The 22,499-nt window shown below is 69.2% G+C and carries 23 protein-coding genes; 14 read left to right on the forward strand and 9 right to left on the reverse strand.

Annotated elements, in window-relative coordinates:
- A partial coding sequence (locus AC50YM_RS07130; protein WP_494956272.1) for an acetyl-CoA C-acetyltransferase occupies positions 1-1,236 on the reverse strand: 1,236 nt, incomplete at its 3' end.
- Between the two features lie 20 nt (positions 1,237-1,256).
- Positions 1,257-2,417: a galactokinase gene (galK, locus tag AC50YM_RS07135; RefSeq protein ID WP_494956383.1), complete on the reverse strand. Its 1,161-nt coding sequence runs from the start codon at positions 2,415-2,417 to the stop codon at positions 1,257-1,259.
- A gap of 88 nt (positions 2,418-2,505) precedes the next feature.
- Between galK and AC50YM_RS07140 the strand changes: the two genes are divergently transcribed.
- The 4 genes from AC50YM_RS07140 to AC50YM_RS07155 are packed head-to-tail and all read left to right on the forward strand — an operon-like array spanning position 2,506 to position 6,776.
- Positions 2,506-3,447: an aldose 1-epimerase family protein gene (locus AC50YM_RS07140; RefSeq protein WP_494956273.1), complete on the forward strand. Its 942-nt coding sequence runs from the start codon at positions 2,506-2,508 to the stop codon at positions 3,445-3,447.
- A gap of 50 nt (positions 3,448-3,497) precedes the next feature.
- The gene (locus AC50YM_RS07145) at positions 3,498-4,853 is read left to right on the forward strand and encodes an AI-2E family transporter (protein WP_494956274.1); all 1,356 of its coding nucleotides are present in this window, start codon (positions 3,498-3,500) and stop codon (positions 4,851-4,853) included.
- Positions 4,854-4,906: 53 nt separating this feature from the next.
- Positions 4,907-6,145, forward strand: coding sequence for a threonine ammonia-lyase (ilvA, locus tag AC50YM_RS07150; RefSeq protein ID WP_494956275.1), 1,239 nt, complete (start codon positions 4,907-4,909; stop codon positions 6,143-6,145).
- Between the two features lie 4 nt (positions 6,146-6,149).
- Positions 6,150-6,776 carry a rhomboid family intramembrane serine protease gene (locus tag AC50YM_RS07155; protein WP_494956276.1) on the forward strand — a complete coding sequence of 209 codons (627 nt, stop codon included), beginning with the start codon at positions 6,150-6,152 and terminating at the stop codon, positions 6,774-6,776.
- 186 nt (positions 6,777-6,962) lie between these two features.
- Here AC50YM_RS07155 and greA read toward each other — a convergent pair whose 3' ends face one another.
- On the reverse strand, positions 6,963-7,457 hold the full coding sequence (gene greA / locus AC50YM_RS07160; protein ID WP_494956277.1) for a transcription elongation factor GreA: 495 nt from the start codon (positions 7,455-7,457) through the stop codon (positions 6,963-6,965).
- A 235-nt stretch (positions 7,458-7,692) separates the two neighbouring features.
- Positions 7,693-8,151 (reverse strand): DUF4307 domain-containing protein, encoded by a 459-nt coding sequence (locus AC50YM_RS07165; RefSeq protein ID WP_494956278.1) that lies wholly within the window; start codon positions 8,149-8,151, stop codon positions 7,693-7,695.
- A 105-nt stretch (positions 8,152-8,256) separates the two neighbouring features.
- On the opposite strand from AC50YM_RS07165, the gene mca reads away from it, so the two are divergent.
- The 4 genes from mca to AC50YM_RS07185 all read left to right on the forward strand — a co-directional run bounded on the left by mca (position 8,257) and on the right by AC50YM_RS07185 (position 12,520).
- Positions 8,257-9,162: a mycothiol conjugate amidase Mca gene (mca, locus tag AC50YM_RS07170; RefSeq protein ID WP_494956279.1), complete on the forward strand. Its 906-nt coding sequence runs from the start codon at positions 8,257-8,259 to the stop codon at positions 9,160-9,162.
- Between the two features lie 109 nt (positions 9,163-9,271).
- Positions 9,272-9,631, forward strand: coding sequence for a hypothetical protein (locus tag AC50YM_RS07175; protein WP_494956280.1), 360 nt, complete (start codon positions 9,272-9,274; stop codon positions 9,629-9,631).
- On the forward strand, positions 9,609-11,861 hold the full coding sequence (locus tag AC50YM_RS07180; protein WP_494956281.1) for a thioredoxin domain-containing protein: 2,253 nt from the start codon (positions 9,609-9,611) through the stop codon (positions 11,859-11,861). The genes AC50YM_RS07175 and AC50YM_RS07180 overlap by 23 nt, the downstream gene beginning before the upstream one ends.
- Positions 11,858-12,520 (forward strand): HAD family hydrolase, encoded by a 663-nt coding sequence (locus tag AC50YM_RS07185; RefSeq protein WP_494956282.1) that lies wholly within the window; start codon positions 11,858-11,860, stop codon positions 12,518-12,520. Before AC50YM_RS07180 ends, AC50YM_RS07185 begins: the two co-directional genes overlap by 4 nt.
- 125 nt (positions 12,521-12,645) lie before the next feature.
- On the opposite strand, the gene trhA is transcribed toward AC50YM_RS07185, so the two are convergent.
- Positions 12,646-13,308 (reverse strand): PAQR family membrane homeostasis protein TrhA, encoded by a 663-nt coding sequence (gene trhA / locus AC50YM_RS07190; protein ID WP_494956384.1) that lies wholly within the window; start codon positions 13,306-13,308, stop codon positions 12,646-12,648.
- 214 nt (positions 13,309-13,522) lie between these two features.
- On the opposite strand from trhA, the gene AC50YM_RS07195 reads away from it, so the two are divergent.
- Positions 13,523-14,284 (forward strand): isoprenyl transferase, encoded by a 762-nt coding sequence (locus AC50YM_RS07195; RefSeq protein WP_494956385.1) that lies wholly within the window; start codon positions 13,523-13,525, stop codon positions 14,282-14,284.
- 233 nt (positions 14,285-14,517) lie between these two features.
- Entirely contained in the window at positions 14,518-15,960 is a 1,443-nt protein-coding gene (phoH2, locus tag AC50YM_RS07200; RefSeq protein WP_494956283.1) for an RNA 5'-3' helicase PhoH2, read from the forward strand.
- A gap of 221 nt (positions 15,961-16,181) precedes the next feature.
- On the opposite strand, the gene AC50YM_RS07205 is transcribed toward phoH2, so the two are convergent.
- The gene (locus AC50YM_RS07205; RefSeq protein ID WP_494956284.1) at positions 16,182-16,835 is read right to left on the reverse strand and encodes a GNAT family N-acetyltransferase; all 654 of its coding nucleotides are present in this window, start codon (positions 16,833-16,835) and stop codon (positions 16,182-16,184) included.
- A 48-nt stretch (positions 16,836-16,883) separates the two neighbouring features.
- Positions 16,884-17,720 (reverse strand): hypothetical protein, encoded by an 837-nt coding sequence (locus AC50YM_RS07210; protein ID WP_494956285.1) that lies wholly within the window; start codon positions 17,718-17,720, stop codon positions 16,884-16,886.
- A gap of 59 nt (positions 17,721-17,779) precedes the next feature.
- On the opposite strand from AC50YM_RS07210, the gene AC50YM_RS07215 reads away from it, so the two are divergent.
- The 3 genes from AC50YM_RS07215 (at position 17,780) to AC50YM_RS07225 (ending at position 19,756) form a co-directional block, all read left to right on the forward strand.
- Positions 17,780-18,340, forward strand: a complete 561-nt coding sequence (locus AC50YM_RS07215) for a prepilin peptidase (protein ID WP_494956286.1) — start codon at positions 17,780-17,782, stop codon at positions 18,338-18,340.
- A gap of 38 nt (positions 18,341-18,378) precedes the next feature.
- Positions 18,379-18,849 carry an NUDIX hydrolase gene (locus AC50YM_RS07220; RefSeq protein WP_494956287.1) on the forward strand — a complete coding sequence of 157 codons (471 nt, stop codon included), beginning with the start codon at positions 18,379-18,381 and terminating at the stop codon, positions 18,847-18,849.
- A 238-nt stretch (positions 18,850-19,087) separates the two neighbouring features.
- Positions 19,088-19,756 carry a VWA domain-containing protein gene (locus AC50YM_RS07225; protein WP_494956288.1) on the forward strand — a complete coding sequence of 223 codons (669 nt, stop codon included), beginning with the start codon at positions 19,088-19,090 and terminating at the stop codon, positions 19,754-19,756.
- Positions 19,757-19,778: 22 nt separating this feature from the next.
- On the opposite strand, the gene AC50YM_RS07230 is transcribed toward AC50YM_RS07225, so the two are convergent.
- Positions 19,779-20,636: a class I SAM-dependent methyltransferase gene (locus AC50YM_RS07230; protein ID WP_494956289.1), complete on the reverse strand. Its 858-nt coding sequence runs from the start codon at positions 20,634-20,636 to the stop codon at positions 19,779-19,781.
- The gene (locus AC50YM_RS07235) at positions 20,633-21,694 is read right to left on the reverse strand and encodes an NAD(P)/FAD-dependent oxidoreductase (protein ID WP_494956290.1); all 1,062 of its coding nucleotides are present in this window, start codon (positions 21,692-21,694) and stop codon (positions 20,633-20,635) included. Before AC50YM_RS07235 ends, AC50YM_RS07230 begins: the two co-directional genes overlap by 4 nt.
- A 122-nt stretch (positions 21,695-21,816) precedes the next feature.
- Between AC50YM_RS07235 and AC50YM_RS07240 the strand changes: the two genes are divergently transcribed.
- On the forward strand, positions 21,817-22,422 hold the full coding sequence (locus AC50YM_RS07240; protein WP_494956291.1) for a helix-turn-helix domain-containing protein: 606 nt from the start codon (positions 21,817-21,819) through the stop codon (positions 22,420-22,422).
- Positions 22,423-22,499 lie beyond the last annotated feature (77 nt).

The following is a 22,499-nucleotide window of genomic DNA, read 5'->3' on the forward strand; positions in this document are numbered from 1 at the left end:
GCTGAGCCGCTCCAGCACCACCGCCATGCCCTGGCCGCCGCCGACGCAGAGCGTCGCCAGACCGAGCGTGGCATCGCGTTCCCGGAGGCCGTTGAGCAGGGTCGTGGTCATCCGGGCGCCCGTCATGCCGAAGGGATGTCCCAGCGCGATGGCGCCGCCGTGCACGTTGAGCCTGTCCTGGTCGATCCCGAGTTCCCTGGCGCTGGCGACGACCTGGACCGCGAAGGCCTCGTTGAGTTCCACGAGGTCGATGTCCCCGATCCCCAGTCCCGCCAGCTTCAGGGCCCGGCGGCTCGCCTCGACCGGACCCATGCCCATGAGTTCGGGGGAGAGGGCGCTGACGCCGGTGGAGACGATCCGTGCCAGCGGCTCCAGACCGAGTTCGCGGGCCCGCGAGTCGCTCATCACGATGACAGCGGCGGCCCCGTCGTTCAGCGGGCAGGCGTTGCCGGCCGTGACGGTGCCTGCGGCCCGGAACACCGGCTGCAGGCTGCGCACCGACTCGAAGGTGACGCCGGCGCGCGGGGAGTCGTCCCTGGCGATCACGGTCCCGTCCCTGCGGGTGTAGGGGGTGATCTCGCGGGCATAGAAGCCGGCGGCGATGGCTGCTTCGGTGCGGTTCTGGCTCAACACCGCCCAGGCGTCCTGGTCTGCCCGGCTGATCCCGAAACTGGTCGCGACGTTCTCCGCGGTCTGGCCCATGGCGATGTAGATATCCGGCATCCGGCCGCCCAGCCGCGGGTCAGTCCACGGAGTATTGGACGCGGCCCGGGCGGCGGTGCGCTGCCGGGCGGCGTCGAAACGGGGATTGTGGGTGCTCGCGTCCGTCTCGCCGGCGCCTGCCCAGTCCCGGTACCGGGACACGGCCTCCACGCCCGCCGAGACAAACGCATGCCCCTCGCCGGCCTTGATGGCGTGGAAGGCCATCCGGAGGGTCTGCAGGCTGGACGCGCAGAACCGGTTGATGGTGGCGGCCGGGACGTTGTCCAGCCCGGCCAGGATGGTGACGACCCGAGCCATGTTGGAGCCGGCTTCGCCGCTGGGCTCGGCGCAGCCCAGGTAGAGGTCGTCCAGGCCGCGGCCGGCGGTGTCCGCCGCGTCGAAGGACGGGATCCGGGCCAGCGCCGCAGCCACCATGGCCGCCGCGAGATCGTCGGGCCGTTCGTCCTTCAGCGAGCCCTTGAAGGCGCGGCCGATCGGGCTTCTGGCAGTGGAAACGATGACGGCTTCTGACATGGGGCCAGCCTACGCTCCGGCTATGACAGGCGCATCGCACCTGCCGCGGGGCGGACGCGGAAGATGTCCGGCGCCGTGTACCCGGTTTCCGCGAAGGCACGTTCGACGGCGGCACGCACCCGCTGCTCCGCCTCGGCCGGGACGAGTGCGATGGCAGAGCCGCCGAAGCCGCCCCCGGTCATCCGGGCCCCGGTGGCACCGGCAGCGCGGGCGGTTTCCACGGCGAGGTCCAGTTCGGCGCAGGAGATCTCGAAGTCGTCCCGCATCGAGGCATGCGAGGCGTCCAGCAGCGGACCGATCGCCGCCGGGCCGGTTCGCTCAAGCAGCGCGACCGTCTGGCGGACCCGCTCGTTTTCCGTCACGACGTGCCGCACGCGGCGGAAGGTCACCGGGTCCAGGCGGCTGCCGGCCGCGGCCAGGTCGCCGGGCCCAACGTCCCGCAGGGCCGGCACGCCCAGGAGACGGGCGCCCAGTTCGCACGAGGCGCGCCGTGAGGCGTAGCCGCCGGCGGCGTGCGAATGCGACACCCTGGTGTCAATCACCAGCATCACCAGACCGGCACTTTCGGCGTCGAACGGCACCAGCCGGACGCTCTGGTCGCGGCAGTCCAGGAAGAGGGCGTGCCCCGCAGCGCCGCGCAGCGACGCGGACTGGTCCATGATGCCGGTGGGTGCCCCGACGAAGTCATTTTCTGCGCGCTGCGTGGCCAGCACCATGTCCTGCGTATCCAGCCCAGCCCCGGTGAGTTCGTTGACTGCTGAAATGACCGCGCATTCGATCGCGTGGGAGGAGGACAGCCCGGCGCCGCGGGGCACATCGGAGTCCAGCAGCAGGTCCAGCCCGCGCACCGGAAGACCGCGCTGCTGCAGCGCCCACAGGACTCCGAGCGGGTACTTTGTCCAGCCCCGCGCCGTGCCGCTGGCGAGGGATCCGGCGTCCGCCGTCGTCAGTCCCTGGTTGCCGAAGGTCGACAGCAGCCGGATGGCGGAGTCCGGGCGCAGCCGGACCGCCACGCGTGCCGTCCGGTCGATCGCGAACGGCAGCACAAAGCCCTCGTTGTAGTCAGTGTGCTCGCCGATCAGGTTGACGCGGCCGGGTGCCTGCCACACGCCGTCCGGCGCGGGGCCGAAGACGGATTCGAACCGGGCTGCCAGTTGCCGGGCGTCGAGCGCGAGGCTCATGCCGGGCCGCAGGCGCCGGCAGGACGGGAAATGCGGATCATGGCTCCACGGTATACGCCGCGGCGTGCGGCTGGGTACGGTGGTGACCATGAACCTGCCTCCGCCCGTTTCCCCCGCATCCGCCCGGCGCTATGCCACGGGCCGGCAGTACGAGCTGCGGCGCGGCGACGCGCTCGCCGTCGTCACCGAACTGGCCGCCGGGCTGAGGCTGTACAGCCGCGGCGGCACGCAGCTGACGGAAAGCTACGGCGACGACGAGATTTCCCCCGGTGCCGCCGGCATTACCCTGGCGCCATGGGCGAACCGGGTGGAGGACGGCGTCTGGTACCTCAACGGCAGGAAGCAGCAGCTGGACATCACCGAGGTGTCCCGCAACAACGCCAGCCACGGGCTGCTGCGCAATGCCTCCTATGAACTCGCCGACGAATCGGAATTCTCGGTCACCCTCGAAGCGGCCATGTTCCCGCAGCACGGCTACCCCTTCCTGCTGCGGCACCAGGTCCGGTACGAACTTGCCGAGGACCTGGGTTTGGTGGTCCGGCAGACGCTGATCAACGATTCGCAGGAACCAGCCCCGTTCGTCCTCGGCGCCCACCCCTACCTCCGGCTGGGGGACCTGCCCAGCGAGGACCTGACGGTCACGGTCCGCGCCCGCACCCGGCTGGTGACCGACGAGCGGCTGATCCCCCGCAGCACCGCCCCGGTGGACGGCGACTTCGACCTCCGCGCCGGGCGCCTGGTGGCCGACCTCGGCCTCGATTCCGCCTACACGGACCTGGAGTTCGACGCCGGCGTCGCCCGCCACACGCTGACCGCACCGGACGGCCGGAGCGTGAGCCTCTGGCAGGACGGGAACTGCGGCTACGTCCACGTCTTCGTCACCACCCAGTTCCCGGGCCGGACCAAGGCCGTAGCGATCGAGCCAATGACCGGCCCGGCCAACGCCTACAACAGCGGCGACGGACTCCGCTGGCTGCCGCCGGGGGAGCGGTTCGCCATGACCTGGGGGATAAGCGCGACCCTGGAGTAGTGAACGACGGCCGGTTTCCTTTCCGGGCGGTGCTGGTGAATTATGGGGCTATGACGCCAGCTGACGATTTTGCCCCGCGAGACCACCCCGCCGCAGCCCGCGCCGCCGCCACGGCCTCCGCCAAGGCATCGGACAGCGCCTCCACACCGGCCTCCGCACCGCTGCGCGTCGTCACCGACCGGGAAATCGACCAGGACATCCCCTACGGCGTGCGGATCGCCGCTTCCTGGTCCTGGCGCCTCGGACTGATCATCCTGATGGCAGGCGTCATCGTGTGGCTGCTCAGCCGCGTCAGCTTCCTGCTGATTCCGGTGATGGTTGCCGCGCTGCTGGCCGGGCTGCTGGCGCCGGTCAAGAACTGGCTCCGGCGGGACCGGGTGCCCAACGGACTCGCCGTCGCCGTCACCGTCCTGGGCTTCATCGCCTTGATTGGCGGGGCCCTGGCCCTCGTGGGCCGTCAGCTCGCCACCGGCTTCGCCGAGCTGTGGAGCGAGGCGCTGGCCGGGATCCAGAAAATCCAGGCCTGGCTCGCGGACGGACCGCTGCATCTGAGTGCGGCCCAGATCGACCAGTACCTCAAGGACGGCACCGAAGCGCTGCAGAACAACTCCAGCAGCATCCTCAGCGGCGCCCTCTCGTTCGGCAGCACTGCCGGGCATTTCGCCGCCGGAATGGTCCTGGCGCTGTTCATCCTGATCTTCTTCCTGCTGGAAGGAGGGCGCATCTGGTCCTTCCTCGTGCGGCTGCTGCCCAGGAAGGCCCGCGCAGCGACGGACGGGGCCGGCCGCAAGGGCTGGGAATCGATGGTCAGCTACGCCCGGATCCAGATGTTCGTTGCCTTCGTGGACGCGGTCGGGATCGGGGCGGGCGCGGCGATTATCGGCGTGCCCCTGGCGCTACCGCTGGGTGTGCTGGTGTTCCTCGGCTCCTTCATCCCGATCGTCGGTGCCCTCGTAACCGGCGCCGTCGCCGTGCTGCTGGCCCTCGTCGCCAACGGCTGGGTGAACGCCCTGGTGATGCTGGGGATCGTCCTGCTGGTCCAGCAGCTGGAGAGCCACATCCTGCAGCCGCTGGTGATGGGCAAGGCCGTCTCGCTGCACCCGGTCGCCGTCATCCTGGCCGTGGCCGCCGGCTCCTACCTCGCCGGAATTCCCGGAGCGCTGTTCTCTGTGCCCATCCTCGCCGTAGCAAACTCGTCGATTCGCTACATTGCCGGCAGAACGTGGGAACATGAAAGTGCGCTGGCTACCGCGGGTCAGCAGGGCATCCCTGCCCCTGCGTCCGGCGCCGACAGTACTGAGCGGGACGCCCGGCTACCGGGCGTCGCCTCCGGCCGCAGCGATGATGCCGCACCCGGCGATGGTTCCCCCGGCCGTGACTCCGGGCGGGGCAGCGGCGCCGGATAAACACCCAGAGCCGACGGCTGGCCGAAGAAAGATCCTACGAAGGAGACTAGTTCGTGAACACCCTTGAGAGCCTGCCCGTCACGCTGGACGATGTCCTGGAGGCGCAGAAGCTGCTCGACGGGATTATCACGCGGACCCCGGTTGAATCCTCCCGCGCCCTCGGCAGCATGGTCGGCGGCGAGGTCTTCCTTAAGTGCGAGAACCTGCAGCGGGCCGGTTCCTTCAAAGTCCGTGGCGCCTACGTCCGGATGGCCAAACTCTCGCCGGCGGAAAAGAAGCGCGGCGTCGTGGCGGCCTCGGCCGGCAACCACGCCCAGGGAGTGGCTGTTGCTGCCAAGAGCCTGGGCATCAAGGCCCGGATCTACATGCCGCTGGGTGTTGCCCTGCCCAAGCTCGCCGCCACCCGCAGCCACGGAGCCGAGGTGGTGTTGCACGGCCACAACGTCGACGAGGCCCTCGCCGAAGCGAAGCGCTACGCGGATGAAAGCGGCGCCGTGTTCGTCCACCCCTTCGACGACGTCGACATCGTCGCAGGCCAGGGCACCGTCGGACTTGAAATTCTGGAACAGATCCCCGACGTCGACACCATCCTGATGGGCGTTGGCGGCGGCGGACTCCTGGCCGGCGTCGCCGTGGCCGTGAAGGCCAGGGCCAAGGAACTCGGCCGGGAGATCCGGATCATCGGGGTCCAGGCCGAAAACGCCGCCGCCTACCCGCCCTCACTGGCCGCGGACGCCCTCGTGCCGCTCAAACGTGTCTCCACCATGGCCGACGGCATCGCCGTCGGCCGGCCGGGCCAACTGCCGTTCAGCATCATCCGGGAACTCGTCGACGACGTTGTCACGGTCAGCGAGGACGCCCTGGCCCGGGCGCTCATCTTCCTGCTGGAACGCGCCAAAATGGTCGTCGAACCCGCCGGAGCGGTGGGCGTCGCGGCGCTGATGGAAGGCAAGATCGAAAACCCCGGCACGGTAGCCGTGGTGCTCTCCGGCGGCAACATCGACCCGATGCTGATGCTTAAGGTCATCCAGCGCGGCCTCTCCGCCGCCGGCCGGTACATGACCGTGCGGATGATGCTGGACGACCGTCCGGGTTCGCTGGCAACCATCGCCCGGATCATCGCCGAGAACGACGCCAACGTGACCGGCCTGGACCACACCCGGGTGGGCGGCTCGATCAGCATGGGCGATGTGTCCATCACGGTGAACCTGGAGACGAAGGGCCACGAACACTGCGAGCAGGTTCTCGCGGCGCTCCGGGCCGAAGGCTTCCAGCCGATTGTGGTGCACTAGGACCATGACGCTGGACTCCACCCGCAACGGCCGGCCGCGCTTCGGGAGCACCGCCGCTGGACGCGCCCGCAGGGGACTGCTGGTGGTGGGGTCGTTTGTGCTGGTGCTCTACGTTATCGAGATCATCAACGCGCTGATGTTCCGTTCGCTCAACGGCACGTTTGGCCTGCGCCCGCGCAGCCTCGACGGGATCCTGGACATCCTGACGTTCCCGCTGCTGCACGCCAACCTGGCGCATCTGTTCTCCAACACGCTTCCACTGATCGTCTTCGGTTTCCTGGTGCTGCTGTCCGGGGCGCGGGTCTTCTTCACCACTCTGGCCCTCAGCTGGCTGGCTTCCGGGGTGGTGGTGTGGCTGATCGGCGGCTTCAACGTCACCGTCGGAGCCTCCGGCCTGGTCTTCGGGCTCTTCGCGTTCCTGCTGGTGCGGGGCTTCGTGAACCGCAACTGGTGGCAGATCCTGCTCTCCGTGGTGCTGTTCCTGACGTACGGCGGGATCCTGTTCGGAATCCTGCCCACGGTGGCGAGCTTCGTTTCCTGGCAGGCGCATCTGGGGGGAGCGATCGGCGGGGTGCTGGCGGCGCTGCTCCTGAGCGTGCCGCGGGCCGGAACGCTGCGAACCCCGCGGTAGCGACAGTCCCGCCAGCAGCCACAAAGTGACGGCCGCGCCAACCAGCAGATGCCACAACAGGCAGGGGCGACAGCCAGCAGTCGCGCCAACCAGCAGACGCCACAAACGACGCCGGCCCTTCCCCAAGGGGGGAGGGCCGGCGTCGTTTTGCCTGCGGTGCAGGCCTAAGGCAGTGTGCCAGTCGTATTAGCCAACGTACGGCTTGGCGGAGATGATCTCCACCGTGATGTCCTTGCCGTTCGGGGCGGTGTAGCTGAGCTTCTCGCCCTCCTTGTGGCCGACGATGGCCGCGCCGAGGGGAGACTTCTCGCTGAAGACGTCCAGGTCCGAGTCGCCGGCGATTTCCCGGGAGCCGAGCAGGAAGGTTTCCTCGTCGCCGGCGATCCGGGCGACTACGATCATGCCGGCCTCGACAATGCCGTCGTCGGCGGGCGATTCGCCCACGTGGGCGTCCCGGAGCAGCGCGGTCAGCTGGCGGATACGGGCTTCGATCTTGCCCTGCTCCTCCTTGGCTGCGTGGTAGCCGCCATTCTCCTTCAGGTCGCCTTCCTGGCGCGCCGCCTCGATCTTTTGGACGATTTCCGCCCGGCCGGGGCCGGAGAGGTGGTCCAGCTCTGCCTTCAGGCGGTCAAAAGCTTCCTGGGTGAGCCAAGCTGCAGTTGCGCTGTTGGTGGTAGACACGGACTTCTCCTTATGGTCAAACAAGCAAAGACCCCGCCACGGTGGCCACTTATAGGACTCAGCAACCAGCTCAGCGGGGGAAAGGTATTGGTCCATTGTAGTCAATCCTGCGGATATACCAAAGAAGGCTGGGGCGTGGATCACACCGTGTTACCGCCGCCGCGCCCGGCCGCCGCGCGGCTGCGTCTGGAGGGCTGCCCGCCGGGAGGTCAGGCCGGGCCTCGCGCGGCAGGGTCTACTTGCCGGCGTCGGGAATCCAGCAGCTGTCGACGAGGCCGGACACCGCCGGGGACTCCGTGCGCACCGTGGCCCGGTGCGCAGTGGTGCGCCCGCCGTCGGAGCCGGCATCGGCGGCGTTGGGGGCGATGTCGACGACTTTCCAGCCCACCACGGCGAATTTGGAATCCAGCGCCTTGACCGAGCACTTGGCCGCAGTGGCCGGTTCCTTGGTGACCTGGAAGTCGACCTCGGTGAGTGTGCCGTCCGGCGTGCTGTAGCCGATGTCCTTGAAAGTGACCGAGGCGGTGGCGTTCGACGTCGAGATCCAGGCCATAAAGGCCATTCCGGCGGCGACGGCGACGATCAGGATGGTGCGTTTCGCCTTGCCGCTGAGCGCTCGCTTTTGGCCGCCGTAGCGATTGGCTAGGCTGGGAGATGCCGGCGCAGTCGCGGCTGGCTGATCCTGGGAAGTCACTCGTCCAGTTTAGTGTGGTTCCGGCGGGGAAATGTCCGCCGCCCCGGACACCCCGCAGCACGCCCGCAGCAGCAGACCATTAGATGAAAGAGGAGCCGTCCCACGATGACAGCGTCCACCAGCCCGTCAGAGCCGCTTCGACTGTTGGCCGTCCACGCACATCCCGACGACGAATCCAGCAAGGGTGCCGCCACGATGGCGATGTATGCCGCGGCCGGCGTCGACGTCCTGGTGGCCACCTGCACCGACGGCTCCCGGGGTGACATCCAGAACCCGGCACTCGCCGGCGAACCGCACCCCAAACGTGACATGGCCGGTGCGCGCATGCTGGAGATGGAGCAGGCGGCCAAAATCCTGGGCGTCCGCCAGCGGTGGCTCGGCTTCGTGGATTCGGGGCTGCCGGAAGGCGACCCGCTGCCGCCGCTGCCGACCGGCTCCTTCGCCACCCTGCCGCTGCAGCGCGCGGCCGCGCCGCTGGTCCGGCTGGTCCGCAGGTTCAAACCCCACGTCATCCTGAGCTACGACGAAAACGGGGGGTACCCGCACCCGGACCACATCATGGCGCACCGCGTCGCCGTGGAGGCCTTCGAAACCGCCGGGGACCCGGCCCAATACCCGGGAACCGGCGCGGCGTGGGCGCCGAGCAAGCTCTACTACGACCGCGCGTTCAGCCCCGAACGTTTCCGGGCCCTGCATTTCGCGCTGGAGGAATCGGGGCTCCAGTCGCCCTACGCCGAACGGCTCGCCGCCTGGCTGGAAGCCGACGCCGAGGGCCACACCCCGCCCGCGCCGACCCACCCCACGACGACCCAGATCGAGTGCGGCGACTTCTTCGAAGCACGGGATGACGCGCTGCGCGCGCACCGCACCCAGGTGGATCCGGAGGGGTTCTTCTTCGCTGTCTCGCCGGCGATGCAGCGCCGCGTCTGGCCCTGGGAGGACTACTCGCTGGTCCAGGCCAGGATCCCCACTGACCTGCCTGAAAAAGACTTCTTCGCCGGGCTAAGATAGACCCATCAGGCCTTTTCTATGACGCGTAGAAGACGTCGTGGAAAGAGTTCCAGCCCGACAGCCGGCCCCAGCGTGGGCTGCCATTCAGTCCCCACAGAAGGTCCTCACCGTGTATTCCTCGCTCCTTGTCCTGGCCACAACCCCGGCGCCCACCCCAACGCCGTCGCTGCGCCCCGGACTGTCCCAGGACCAGGTGACGCCCGGCCTGCTGGGCTTCCTCCTGACCGCCTTCATCGTTGTGCTGACGGCCCTGCTGATTGTGGACATGGTCCGGCGCATCCGCCGTGTCCGCTACCGCGCCCAGGTGGAGGAGGAACGCGCCGCCGAGTGGGCTGCCGCTTCCGGGGGCACCGTTGAAGGCTCCCCGCAGGCCGGCGACGCCGGACCGGGGACTCCGACGTGGGATCCGTCCCGCGAGCCCGCCGACCGACCGGACACCGACGGCGATGCAGGACCGGGAAACCGCTGACGGCGGCACGCCCCCACGCTTCCCCGAGGCCGCCAACGCCCTGGGCGGAGAGCCCTCTGCCTATCTCCGGCAGCACGCCGGCAACCCCGTGCACTGGCGGCCGTTCGGTGACGACGCTTTCGGCTTCGCCGCCGCCCGCGACGTGCCGGTGTTCCTCTCGATCGGCTACGCCGCCTGCCACTGGTGCCACGTTATGGCCCGCGAATCCTTTGAGGACCGGGACACCGCCGACTTCCTGAACGCCAACTTCGTCGCCGTGAAGGTCGACCGTGAAGAACGGCCCGACGTGGACGCCGTCTACATGGCCGCGACGCAGGCGATCAGCGGCGAAGGCGGCTGGCCCATGTCCGTCTTCCTGCTCCCCGACGGCCGCGCGTTCCACGCCGGCACCTACTATCCGCCCCGGCCGCTGCCGGGCAGGCCGTCCTTCCGCCAGGTGCTGGAGGCCGTGGTCGACGCCTGGCGGGAGCGGCGCGATGCCGTGGAACAGAACGCCGACGCGCTGGCCCGGGGCCTCGCCGCTTCGCTGCCCGCCGCCGCCGTTCGGCTGGACGGTGTGCCGGAGCCGCTCGATCCGGAACTGCCCGCGGAGGCCGTGCTGGCGCTGGCGGACGCCGAAGACCCTTCCGGCGGCGGCTTCGGCGCCGCACCGAAGTTCCCGCCCTCCGCGGTCCTGGAATTCCTGATCCGGCACGCCGCCGCCCCCGGCCGGCCTGCCCCCTCCGGCACGCCAGCCATGGCCCGCGACCTGGCCGGCCGGACCCTCGCCGCGATGTCCCGCTCAGCCCTCTTCGACCAGCTCGACGGCGGCTTTGCCCGCTATTCGGTGACCCGCGACTGGTCCGTCCCGCACTTCGAGAAAATGCTCTACGACAACGCCCAGCTGCTGCGCGTCTACGTCCACTGGGTAAAGCTGGGCGGCACCCCGGAGTACCCGGCAGCGGAAGCGGCCGACATCGCCGGCCGAACCGCCGGCTGGCTGCTCGCTGCCCTGGGACTTGGCACCGAGGACGCCGGCACGGACGCACTGCATGGTTCTCCCGGAGACCTTCCCGTGGCGCTGGCCTCCTCCCTCGACGCCGACACCGTCGTGGACGGTGTCCACGCCGAGGGTGCCAGCTATCTCTGGACTCCCGCCGGGCTGTCGGCCGTCCTGGGTCCCGGCGACGGCGCCGCCGTCGCGGGCCTGATGAACGTCCGCGCCCGCGGGACCGTCTCCGCGGACGGCTCCCCGCTGCACCCCGGCCGTGCCTTCAGCGCCGACGAGGCCGACCTGTGGCGGCGGGTCCGGCCGGTGCTGCTTGCCGAGCGCTCCCGCCGGCCCCAGCCCGCCCGCGACGACAAAGTGGTCGCCGGCTGGAACGGGCTGGCCGTCGCGGCCCTGGCCGAGGCCGGCGCCGTGCTGGGGCAGCCCCGGCTGGTGGCCGCGGCGGAACGCATCGCTGCGTACCTGGAGCGCGTGCACTGGCGGCCCGGCGCCGCCGGCGGACCCGGCACGCTGAGCCGGGTCTCCCATCAGGGCGCCGCGCGGGGAATCGGCGGGCTGCTGGAGGACTACGCCTTCTGCGCCGACGGCCTGCTCGCGCTCTACGCCGTCTCCGGACAGTCCCGCTGGTACCGGCTGGCCGGAGACCTCCTGGCCGCAGCCAGGACCCTGTTCACGGCAGACGGAACACTCAGGGACACCGCGGGGGAGCCGGAACAGCTCGCCAACGCCCAGGGCGGACGCGCGTCGCTGGAGCCCTTCGACAACGCCACGCCCAGCGGGGCGGCGGCCTTCGCCGGCGCGCTGCTCTCCTGCGCCGCGCTCTCCGGCACCTCCGAATACCGAGCCCTCGCCGGCAGCATCCTCTCACTGCTGCCGCCACTGGCCACCCGCGCGCCGCGGGCGGCAGGCTGGCTGCTTGCAACGGCGCAGGCGGCCCTCGCCGGGCCGGTGGAGGCCGCCGTCGTCGGACCGGATTCCCCGGAGCGGGCAGCACTGCACCGCGAGCTGCTGCTCTCGCCAAGCCCCGGACTGGTGATCGCCCTGCAGGACGACACCCCTGCAGCTGGCGCAGCGCCGGACGGAAGAGACCCGGACGGCGACCTCGGCGTGCCGCTGCTCCGTGGCCGCAGCACGGGCCACGACGGTGCACCCCTGGTTTATCTGTGCCGGGACATGGTCTGCGGGCTTCCGGTTCGTTCTCCCGTTGAGCTGCGGGAGCGACTGGCTACGATGGCGGAATGACTTTTTCCGACGGCTTCGAACTCGTGGTTTTCGACTGTGACGGTGTCCTGGTGGATTCCGAAGTGATCGCGGTCCGGGTGGATCAGCTGGTCCACGCTGACCTTGGCTGGGCGCTGGAGCGGGAGGAAATCGTGGAGCGCTTCGTGGGCAGGTCCGAGGCCGACTTCGTGGCCGCGGTGGAGGAGCACTTGGGCATCAAACTGGGCGCGGGCTGGGACCGGAAGTACGACCCCTGGTACCGGAGCGCGTTCGAGCGCGGACTCGTGGCCGTCGACGGAGTCGAGGAAGCACTCGACGGGCTGCGGCTCCCGCACTGCGTCGCCTCCAGCGGGAGCCACGCCAAGATGCGGCGGACGCTCGGCCAGACCGGACTGTGGCACCGCTTCGAGGGGCGGATCTTCAGCGCCTCGGAGGTCGCCAACGGAAAACCGGCGCCCGATCTGTTTCTGCACGCCGCCGGCATGCTCGGCACGGCACCGGGGCACTGCGCCGTCGTCGAGGACAGCGCCCACGGCGTCCAGGCGGCCCGCGCGGCCGGGATGCACGTCTTTGCCTATGCCGGCGGTGTGACCCCGGCGGACCGGCTGGCCGGTCCGGGCACCACCGTGTTCCACGACATGCGGGAGCTGCCCGCCCTGATCGAGGCCGGACGGCCCTGAGGTGCGTCCCGGCGGGAAGCGCCGGGACGCGCCGGACCCGGGACGCGCCGGACCCGGGACGCGTCGGACCCGGGACGCGCCGGACCCGGGACGCGCCGGACCCGGGGCGACGGGCCGAACGGAGGTCAGCTCAGGACTGCGACGGCAATCGAAATGTAGTGCGCAGCGAAGGCAAAGACTGTGAGGGCGTGGAACAGTTCGTGGAAACCGAAGTGTTTGTAGCTGAAGTTCGGCTTCTTCAGCGCGTAGAAGACGGCCCCGGTGATATAGAGGGCGCCGCCGACACAGATCAGCACGGCGGAGGCGACATTTGCGGCAAAAAACTCCGGCAGGAAGAACAACGCGCCGCAGCCCAGGGCGATGTAGATCGGCACGTAGAGCCAGCGCGGGGCCTCGGTCCACAGCAGGCGGAACAGCACGCCCAGGATGGCGCCGGCCCAGATCACCCACAGCAGCAGCTCGGCTTTGGGCCGGTCCAGCAGGGCCCAGGCCAACGGTGTGTAGCTGCCGGCGATCACCAGCATGATGTTGGTGTGGTCCAGCCGCTTCAGCACCATCTTGACCCGCGGGGACCAGTTGCCGCGGTGGTAGACAGCGCTGATCCCGAACAGCAGGACCCCGGTGAAGGCGTAGATGGCGCAGGCGATCTTCAGGTCCGGGGTCGGGGCCAGAATCACCAGGACCAGGCCGGAGGCCAGCGCCAGCGGAGCCGTCACGGTGTGGATCCAGCCGCGCCACTTTGGCTTGATCATCAGGAGTTCGGCCAGCCGGACGGCGGCATCGTCCATCGGACCCGGTTTACGGTCTGCAGGCTGCTCCGGCCGGGGCTCGGGGGTGTAGCTTTCCATGCCGCCATAATAACCGACTGGCCGGTAAGTTACCGCCGGGTAATAAGGTTTTGTGGGCAACGTCGTAACGTCCGTGCGCTGTGCCCTGCGCTCCGGCGGGTAGCCTAGGATGTGCAGAGCAGTCGTACCTCAAGGAAGCCAGGTGAAACTCCGGATGGAATTGCCCGGGTTCCTCTATGGCTTCTACGAGCGGAAACTGCAGCGGTCCCTGGACCCGGAACGCATCCCCCGGCACATCGGCGTCATGGTGGACGGCAACCGCCGCTGGGCCAGGCAATTCAATGCCCCGACCAGCCAGGGGCACCAGGCCGGCGCCGACAAGATCCACGAGTTCCTTGGCTGGTGCCAGGAACTCGGCATCAAAGTGGTCACCCTCTACATGCTCTCCACGGACAATATGAACCGTTCCGGCGAGGAACTCGACCTGCTGATGGGCATCATTGCCAACACCCTGGACCGGCTGGATGAGGACGCCGAAATCTCGGTCCACGCGATGGGGGCCCCGGAACTGCTGCCCGACTACCTCGCCGCCCGGCTCAACCGTCTCACGGCCCGTACCCCGGCGCGCGAGAAACTCCACGTCAATGTCGCCGTCGGCTATGGCGGACGCCGGGAAATCGTCGACGCCGTGCGCGAGCTGCTGCACGACGCCGTCGACAGCGGCGCGGACATCGGGAAACTGGCCGACGAACTCAGCGTCGACGACATCTCACGTTTCCTCTACACCCGCGGCCAGCCTGATCCGGACCTCGTGATCCGGACCTCCGGGGAGCAGCGTCTCTCCGGTTTCCTGATGTGGCAGAGCGCGTACAGCGAGTTCTATTTCTGCGAGGCCCTGTGGCCCGCGTTCCGGAAAGTGGACTTCCTCCGCGCCCTCCGCGACTACGCGGGCAGGCAGCGCCGCTACGGGGCCTGAGCCGTCATCCGGTGTTCACACGCTGGCAACAAGAATCGCCGGAAAATTGGCACCGAAATGACACAGCCCGGACGTACGTTAATCCCATCGGCAGGCAAACCGCCGGCTGATCGGGGAGGCCAATACATGGAGCGGAAGTTCGCACCGGGTGTACGGGAGGCCGCGTCCGGCCTTCGGGCCGAACCGCCTCACCAATAACAATTCCGGGCATGCGCCCCGGGGCTGGAGTCGATGTGGCTATTTCTGAACAACTGCCCGCCGTCGTGACCGACCAGGGACAGAAAGCTACCTCTCGCGCCAAGCGAGCCACCTCAATGACCGGTGCGGCGGAGATTGATGCCGCGGCCGGTCCTGCTGTTTCCGGGGAAGGGACAGCAACCATGGAACCGGCCCGCAGCTTCGTGATCGACACCTCGGTGCTGCTCTCGGACCCGCGTGCCCTGCTGCGCTTCGCGGAGCACGAAGTGATCCTGCCGATCGTTGTCATCACCGAGCTCGAAGGCAAGCGCCACGACCCCGAACTCGGCTATTTCGCCCGCAAGGCGCTCCGGCTCCTGGACGATCTCCGGGTGGAGCACGGCGGCCTGGACCGTCCCATTCCACTCGGCCACGACGGCGGCACGCTCATGGTGGAGCTGAACCACGTCTCCGCCGAGGTGCTTCCCGCAGGCTTCCGCGGCGGCGACAATGACAGCCGGATCCTCGCCGTCGCCAAGAACCTGGCCAACGAGGGCCGCGACGTCACGGTGGTGTCCAAGGACCTCCCGATGCGGGTGAAGGCCTCGGCCATGGGCCTGCAGGCCGACGAATACCGCAACGAACTCGTCAAGGACTCGGGCTGGACCGGAGTGGCGGAGGTGGATGCGAGCGAGGAGGAAGTCTCCACGCTCTACGGCCATGAGCCGGTCTTCATCCCGGAAGCGGCCGAGATGCCGACGAACACCGGCCTGGTGCTGCTGTCCTCGCGGGGTTCCGCACTCGGCCGGGTCGGGGCGGACAAGCAGGTCCGGCTCGTGAAGGGGGACCGCGACGTGTTCGGGCTGCACGGCCGGTCGGCCGAACAGCGGCTGGCGATCGACCTGCTGATGGACCCCTCCGTGGGCATTGTGTCCCTCGGCGGGCGGGCCGGCACGGGCAAGTCCGCGCTGGCCCTGTGCGCGGGCCTCGAAGCCGTCCTGGAACGCCAGGAACATCGCAAGGTGATTGTCTTCCGGCCGCTCTACGCTGTGGGCGGCCAGGAGCTGGGCTACCTGCCCGGCTCCGAGGCGGAGAAAATGAACCCGTGGGCGCAGGCCGTCTTCGACACGCTCGGTGCCCTGGTCAGCCAGGAGGTCGTGGAGGAAGTGATGGACCGCGGCATGCTTGAGGTGATGCCGCTGACCCACATCCGCGGGCGCTCGCTGCATGATGCGTTCGTGATCGTGGACGAGGCCCAGTCGCTCGAGAAGAACGTATTGCTGACTGTGATGAGCCGGATCGGGCAGAACTCCAAGATCGTCCTAACCCACGACGTCGCCCAGCGCGACAACCTCCGCGTTGGCCGGCACGACGGTGTCGCCGCCGTCGTCGAGACGCTCAAGGGGCATCCGCTCTTTGGCCACGTCACCCTCACCCGCTCGGAGCGCTCGCCGATCGCGGCCCTGGTGACTGAGCTGCTGGAGGGGGCGGAGATTTAGGTCTCGTTCCGCTTGAGGCCGTGGCCGGGTTCGCCGGGCCACGGCCCTTCGCCGTCGCTTAGACACGGCGCATCGGGCCCGCTCCGGTCGCTGGGCGACCTTCGGGACCCGATGCGCCGCGATGCGCCCCTTTGCGAAGGACCGCGCTACGGCGGATGCGTCGGTCACCTTCCGTGCGGCCCGATTCCCGGCGGGTGCGCCGGTCACCTTTCCGGAAGTCGTTACTGCGGCTCGATTCCCAGGTAGTTGGCGGTGGGTTCGTGGCCTTCGACGTGGAGTTGCCAGTCCGGGCGTTTGAAGGTGGCGGGGGTGAGACGGACTTTCTGCGCTTCCTGGCGTTGGCCGCCCCAGTTGACGCGGGTGATGCCGTTGAATTCGTAGCCGAGGGAACGGGAAACGCCGAGGGACTGCTGGTTCCAGACAGCCGCCTCGGACTCCGCGACGTCCGCGCCGAGCCAGTCGAAGGCATAGAGCGCGACGGCGGCGCGCATCTCCTTGCCGAATCCCCGGCCGTGCATGCTCTGCCGGAGCCAGGAGCCCGTGCCGACGGTCCTGAGGGTGGCGAAGTCCTTGGCCTCGATGTCCTGGCAACCGATGAACTCGCCCTCGTGCCAGATGCCCAGCAGCAGGGTCCACTGCTCCGGCGACATGGTGCCGCGGCACCGCCAGTACCACTGCGCCATGTTCCGGCCGAGCTCCTCGGCCGGGGCCTCAGCCCACGGTTTGCTGAACGGGCTGCGGCCGGGTTGGTGGATACCGCTCAGGGCCGCCTCCGCCGCCGCCGGGATCTCCTCGTCGCGGATGGGGCGCAGCGTCAGGCGGGGCGTGGCCAGGGTGAGGCCAAAAGGCGGCCAGTAGCGGTCGAGTTCAGTCATCCGGGAAGCCTAACGGCGCAGCCGGCTGCCGGCCAGTCACACGTCCGGTCAGCCCGCCGGGAGTTCCCAGCTGATGTGCCGGCGGACATCCGTGAGGTTCATCGACTCGGCGAGGAACAGGTCATCCAGCATGTACTCGTCCACGGCAAGAATCCGGATCCAGTGCCCATACTGCTCCGGCCCGGATCCTTCCGGTCCGCCGTCCAGCCAGCGGCTCGCGACGCAGACGCCCGTGCCGGCGTCGATCCTCACCAGCGTGCGGCCCGGCGGGCACAGCGGCGCGCTGGGGTCGCTCGGCCGGTACCCGGGATTCGGGGTCACGGTGGCTTCCAGGGCCGGGCGGCCTTCGTGGCGCACTTCGGTGATGGTGCCCAGCTCCACGGCGTTGGAATTGGGGAATTCCAGCGGCACGGGGGAGTTGCCGGCGAGTTCCACCGGGTCCAGGGCGGCGGCGAAGCGGCCGTTGCCGAAGCCGGGCTCGCCGTACGCCGCTTCGGGGCGGCGCCGGACCAGGCCGCGGTCGTCGTAGACCGGAGTGACCAGCTGGGGCGGCAGGAGCCAGGTCTTCCTCGTGGAGCTGACGTAGAACACGTCACGGGAATCGTTGATTCCGGTAGTGCTGTGCAGGACCAGCCCGTCGGCGGACTCCAGCCGCAGTGCTCCCGGGCGGCGCAGCCACGCGCGGACCAGATCCGGAGCGGGTGCGGTGTCAGCGTCGCCGGGATCGCCGGGATCGCCTGCGAGGGGCCGGTCCAGGTACTCGAACCGCAGTGACTGCCACTTCCACGGCGATGAGCGGCACAGATTCCGGAAAGCGGCCGCCTGTTCCGCGGGGTCCCCGGACGTGCGCCGCTCGCGCGGGTTCGAGGTGTCCCATCCGGCCATATCCACAGTGTACGCGCGGGCCCGGCCCCGGCAGCCGGGATTTCCAGTAGCATCCGAGGGTGATCCAACGACTCGGCGGCCTGGGCGAAGCGACCCCGCTGGCCTTCTGGCTGGTTCTTCTGGCATGCGCTTATTTTGCGGTTGTGGCCGCGCGGCTCACGGTCATCGACATCCGGCACCATCTGCTGCCGGACCGGATCGTCTTTCCGTCCTACGCCGTCGCCGGGGTGCTGCTGCTCGGTGCCGTGGCGGTCCACGCTGTCTCGGGTTCCCCCGCCGCGGCAGCCGTACCCGACGGCGGAGCCGGCCTGTTCGGAGTACCCGGGCTGCGGGTGGTGGCCGGGGGAGCGGCGCTGTGGCTCTTCTACTTCCTGCTCCGGGCCGTCTATCCGCCCGGGATGGGCTTTGGCGACGTCAAGCTGGCAGGGGTGCTCGGAATGTACCTGGGTTTCCTCGGCTGGCCGCACGTCTTTGCCGGGACCTTCGCCGCTTTCCTGTTCGGCGGTCTGTGGAGCGTGGCCCTGCTGGTCTCGCGGCACGGCAGCCTGCAATCGAGCATCCCGTTTGGGCCCTTTATGCTCGCCGGAACGGCCGCCGCCATGGTGCTGCTGCCGGCGTGACGGCGGAGATCCCCGGGCCCTTTGGCTAGGCTGGCGGGATGGCAACCCCCGACTTCATTCTCAAACTCCGCGCCAAGATTGGCCACGAGACCCTCTGGATCCCCGGCGCCCGGGCCGTCGTGTTCGACGGGGCCGGCCGGGTCCTGCTCGGCCAGCGGGCCGACAACGGCAAATGGGGCCTGATCACGGGGATTCTGGAGCCCGGGGAGGAACCGGCGGCGGGCCTGCTGCGGGAAGTCCTGGAGGAGACCGGCGTCGTTGCCGCCGCCGAACGGCTCGTCTCGGTGGACGCCGTCGGGCCCACCACGTATCCGAACGGCGACGTCTGCCATTTCCTGACGCTCGTGTTCCGCTGCCGGTACGTCTCCGGGGAGGCGCGGGTCAACGACGACGAGTCCCTCGCCGTGGGCTGGTTCCGGCCGGCGGACTTCCCTGAACTGATGCCGGGGCATCTGGAGAGCATTGAACGTGCAGGGCAGGCCGACGGGGCTGCGCACTTCCAGCACTGACTCCAGCGCTGGCTCCAGCTCTTGCTGCAGGCGGCCTGACCGGCCGGCGTCGACCCGCCGTGCTGACCGCCCGCGCTGATATCTCTTGCGGCACGGAAACGCACGGAAACGCACGGACGAATGGCCGGGCCGGGGCTGTGGGTCTTTTTTGTCAGTGCCCCGCCATAGTCTGCTCCTGTCCGGCCAGCCGCCGGGCAGCGGTGGTCCGGGCGCTCCCGGACCGGAGAAATGGGGAAGCATGACTGACGCTGCACTGACACAGATCTACGTACTCCTGGACCGATCGGGGTCCATGAGTGCCATCGCCGACGACACGGTGGGCGGCTTCGCGGCCTTCGTGCGCGAGCAGCGTTCCGTGGCCGGCCGCTGCCGGCTGTCCCTCGCCCAGTTCGACGACAGCTACGAGCGGGTCTATTCCGCGGTGGACATCCAGCAGGTGCCCCCGCTGGTCCTGGCGCCGCGCGGCAGCACCGCCCTGCACGATGCCATGGTCCGCCTGATCGGGGAGGCCGGCGCGGAGCTGTCCGCCCTGCCGGAGGACCAGCGACCGGGAACCGTCCTCGTGGCTGTGCTGACCGACGGCCACGAGAACGCCTCGCGCGAGGCGACGGGCCCAATGGTGAAGGCCCTCGTGGAGCGGCAGCAGAACCAGTACGGCTGGCAGTTCACCTATCTGGGCGCCAACCAGGATGCCGTGCTGACGGCGCACGGGCTCGGGATCCGGGCCGAGGACGCGCTGACCTACGCGGCCGGCAACGTTGACGCGGCCTTCTCCGGGCAATCGGCCAAGACCCGCAGGCTGCGCGAAGCCCGCCTGGCCGGCGCCAGCATGGTGGAGGCCGCCGCGGCTGCGGCGTACACGGCCGAGGAACGCCGCGCCGCCGGGGGAGGGGTTCCGCCGGGCTGAGCGGGCAGGCGCCCGTCCGCAGTCACAGTGCTGGTGGGCTGCTTCTGGTTCCAGTGGGGGCGGCCACCCAGACGGTCCGGGTGGTGCGGGGTTCCAGTTCGATGTCGTCGGAGAACCGCTCCAGCAGGTCTCGCATGGCGTCGCGGTCGCCCTCGGTCAGGGCCGCCAGGTGCGAAAAACGCGCGAACCACTGCCGGGCGTACTCCCGCGCGGCCGGGGTCGCGGGTGCGGTGGTCGTCACCTCGGACCGGGTGACGCTGAACCCGGCGGCCTCGATGACCGGCGTCCAGTTCGGGTGGTGGTTCCACCCCTCGGCTGCCGCAGCTGCGTGGCAGCGCTGCTCCAGCAGCGCTCCGCGCGGATGGCTCAGGAAGCGGGGCAGGGCGGCGAGCTCGACGACCACCAGGGCCCCACCCGGCGCCAGCGCCCGGCGGGCCCCGGCCAGGAGCCGGGCGGGGTGGGCAACATGGTGTAGCGAGGACGATGCCCACACCAGGTCAACCGGCGCCCCGGCCACTGCAGCCGCCGTCATCGGGGAGCCGGCCAGCGCAGGGAAGCCGTCGTTGAGGTCGGCCCGGACCACGGCGAAGCCCTGCTCGCGCAGCAGCTCGAGCATCTGCGGGTCGTTGTCGACGCACGTTACCGCGGCACCGGGGTACCGCTTGCGCAGCAGCCGGCCACCTGCGCCGGTGCCGGCGCCGAGGTCAACGACGCTGCGCGCAGCTTTCACCCCGGCCAGGTCCAGGACGGCTGTGAGGGAATCGCCGAACACTTCGGCATCGAGGTCGAGGACGCGGTGCTGGTCATGGCTGCTGGATCGCTGGTGTGTCTGGTGGCCGTTGTCCGGCGTCCGGTGGGGCTGGTGATCCATGGTCATCATCTTTCTACTGTGGCCGCACGGCCCATGTCGGCGGATTTCTGCCCATCCGCAAGGCCATGGCGTCGGTGACCCAGCACCATCTGGGAGACGGCTGCTTCCGACTCGGCCGAGAAGGGACCGAAGCGCCCCTCAACGGCCCACCGGGTTTCCTCTTCGATGAGGTCGGCGTTGATCCTTGCGCCGGTCATAACACCCTCGGCCGCCGCGGTGATCACCTGGGCCATTAGGTTGGAGACATTGCCCGCCGCGTACACGCCGCGGACGGCCGTCGCCCCCGTGGCGTCAGTCTCGATAAACCGTCCGGCCCCGGACGGGTGCGCATGGGAACGTAGCCCGAGTGATTCCAGAAGCGCGGATCTGGCCTCCATCCGGGTTCCGACAGCCAGGGCCTGTACGCCGAACGAGGAGCCCTGGCGGAGAGTGAGCCCCGTGAGGACTCCATCGACAGCGTCAACAGACGCCACGGCGCCGTCAACGACCGTCACGGACCGGGCGGCGAGCTTTTCCCATTCCTCGTCGGCCGGTTCCACGGTGTCGTTGAGGAAGAGGGTGATATCCGGGGACCACTGCCTGAACAACAGTGCCTGATGGACGGACAGCGGGCCTGTGCCCAGCACTCCAATCCGCTGCCCGCGGATTTCCCAGCCATGGCAGTAGGGGCAGTGCACAACGCCCTTTCCCCACTGCTCCCGCAGCCCGTCGATGGGAGGCAATTCGTCGGTCAAGCCAGTGGTGACGAGGAGGCGCCTGCCGGCGAACCGGCGGGCATCTCCGAGAATCACGTCGAATCCATCGGGGGTTCGCCGTGCCGAAACGGTTTCGCCGTCGATGACCGTTCCGCCGTAGGAAAGCACTTCGCTGCGTCCGATGGACAGGAGTTCCCGGGGGCTCATGCCGTCCCTCGAAAGATAGCCGTGCACACCCGCCGCGGGTCCGTTGCGTGGAGTTCCGGAATCGATGACCAGCACCGAGCGCAGCGCCCGGACCAGCGTCGTGGCCGCGCTGAGTCCCGCCGCGCCGCCGCCAACAACTACTACGTCAAACCTTGTGGTGTCCATGCTGATGTGTCCTTCATCGCGTCCTGAGAGTTCGCCGCCGGCGTCATGGGGCGGTTACACCAGCTTGTATCGCATGAACGAGGTTTGACAAACATGATTGCTGTTATGGCAAACTGCGGAGTATGACAAATGAGCTAGACGATGTTCTCGGGGCGGTAGGCCCCCGGCTTCGGGCACTCCGCACGGAACGGAACCTCACCCTCGGGGATGTGTCCTCCGCATCCGGAGTGTCGGTGAGCACCCTGTCCCGCCTTGAATCCGGCCAACGCAGGCCAAACCTCGAAATCCTGCTTCCCCTCGCGAGGTTGTACGGAGTTCCCCTCGATGACCTGGTCGGCGCGCCGCCCACCGGGGATCCGAGAATTCACCTGCAGCCAATCACCCATGCCGGCATGACGGCTGTCCCTCTCACGCGCCGCCCAGGCGGCTTACAGGCCTTCAAGATGGTGCTCACCGGTGATGCCCGCGGGACGGAGCCCGACCCGCGCGTGCACGAGGGCTACGAATGGCTTTACATCCTCAACGGACGACTGCGGCTGGTGCTGGGCGACAAGGACTTTGAACTTCGCGCTGGCGAAGCCGCGGAATTCGACACCCACACACCGCACTGGTTCGCCAGCGCTGACGGCAGACCCGTCGAATTCATCAGTCTTTTTGGGCAGCAGGGCGAGCGGATGCACGTACGCGCGAGGCCCAAGCCCTCATCGCCGCGAGATCCGATGGGTTAGACAAGAACGGCGGCCGGCGCCTTTCTCGGGAAAGGTGCCGGCCGCCGTCGCGCTTTGCCGTGCCGGCGGGGCGCGGC

The sequence above is a fragment of the Pseudarthrobacter sp. RHLT1-30-1 genome (genome assembly GCF_059383415.1).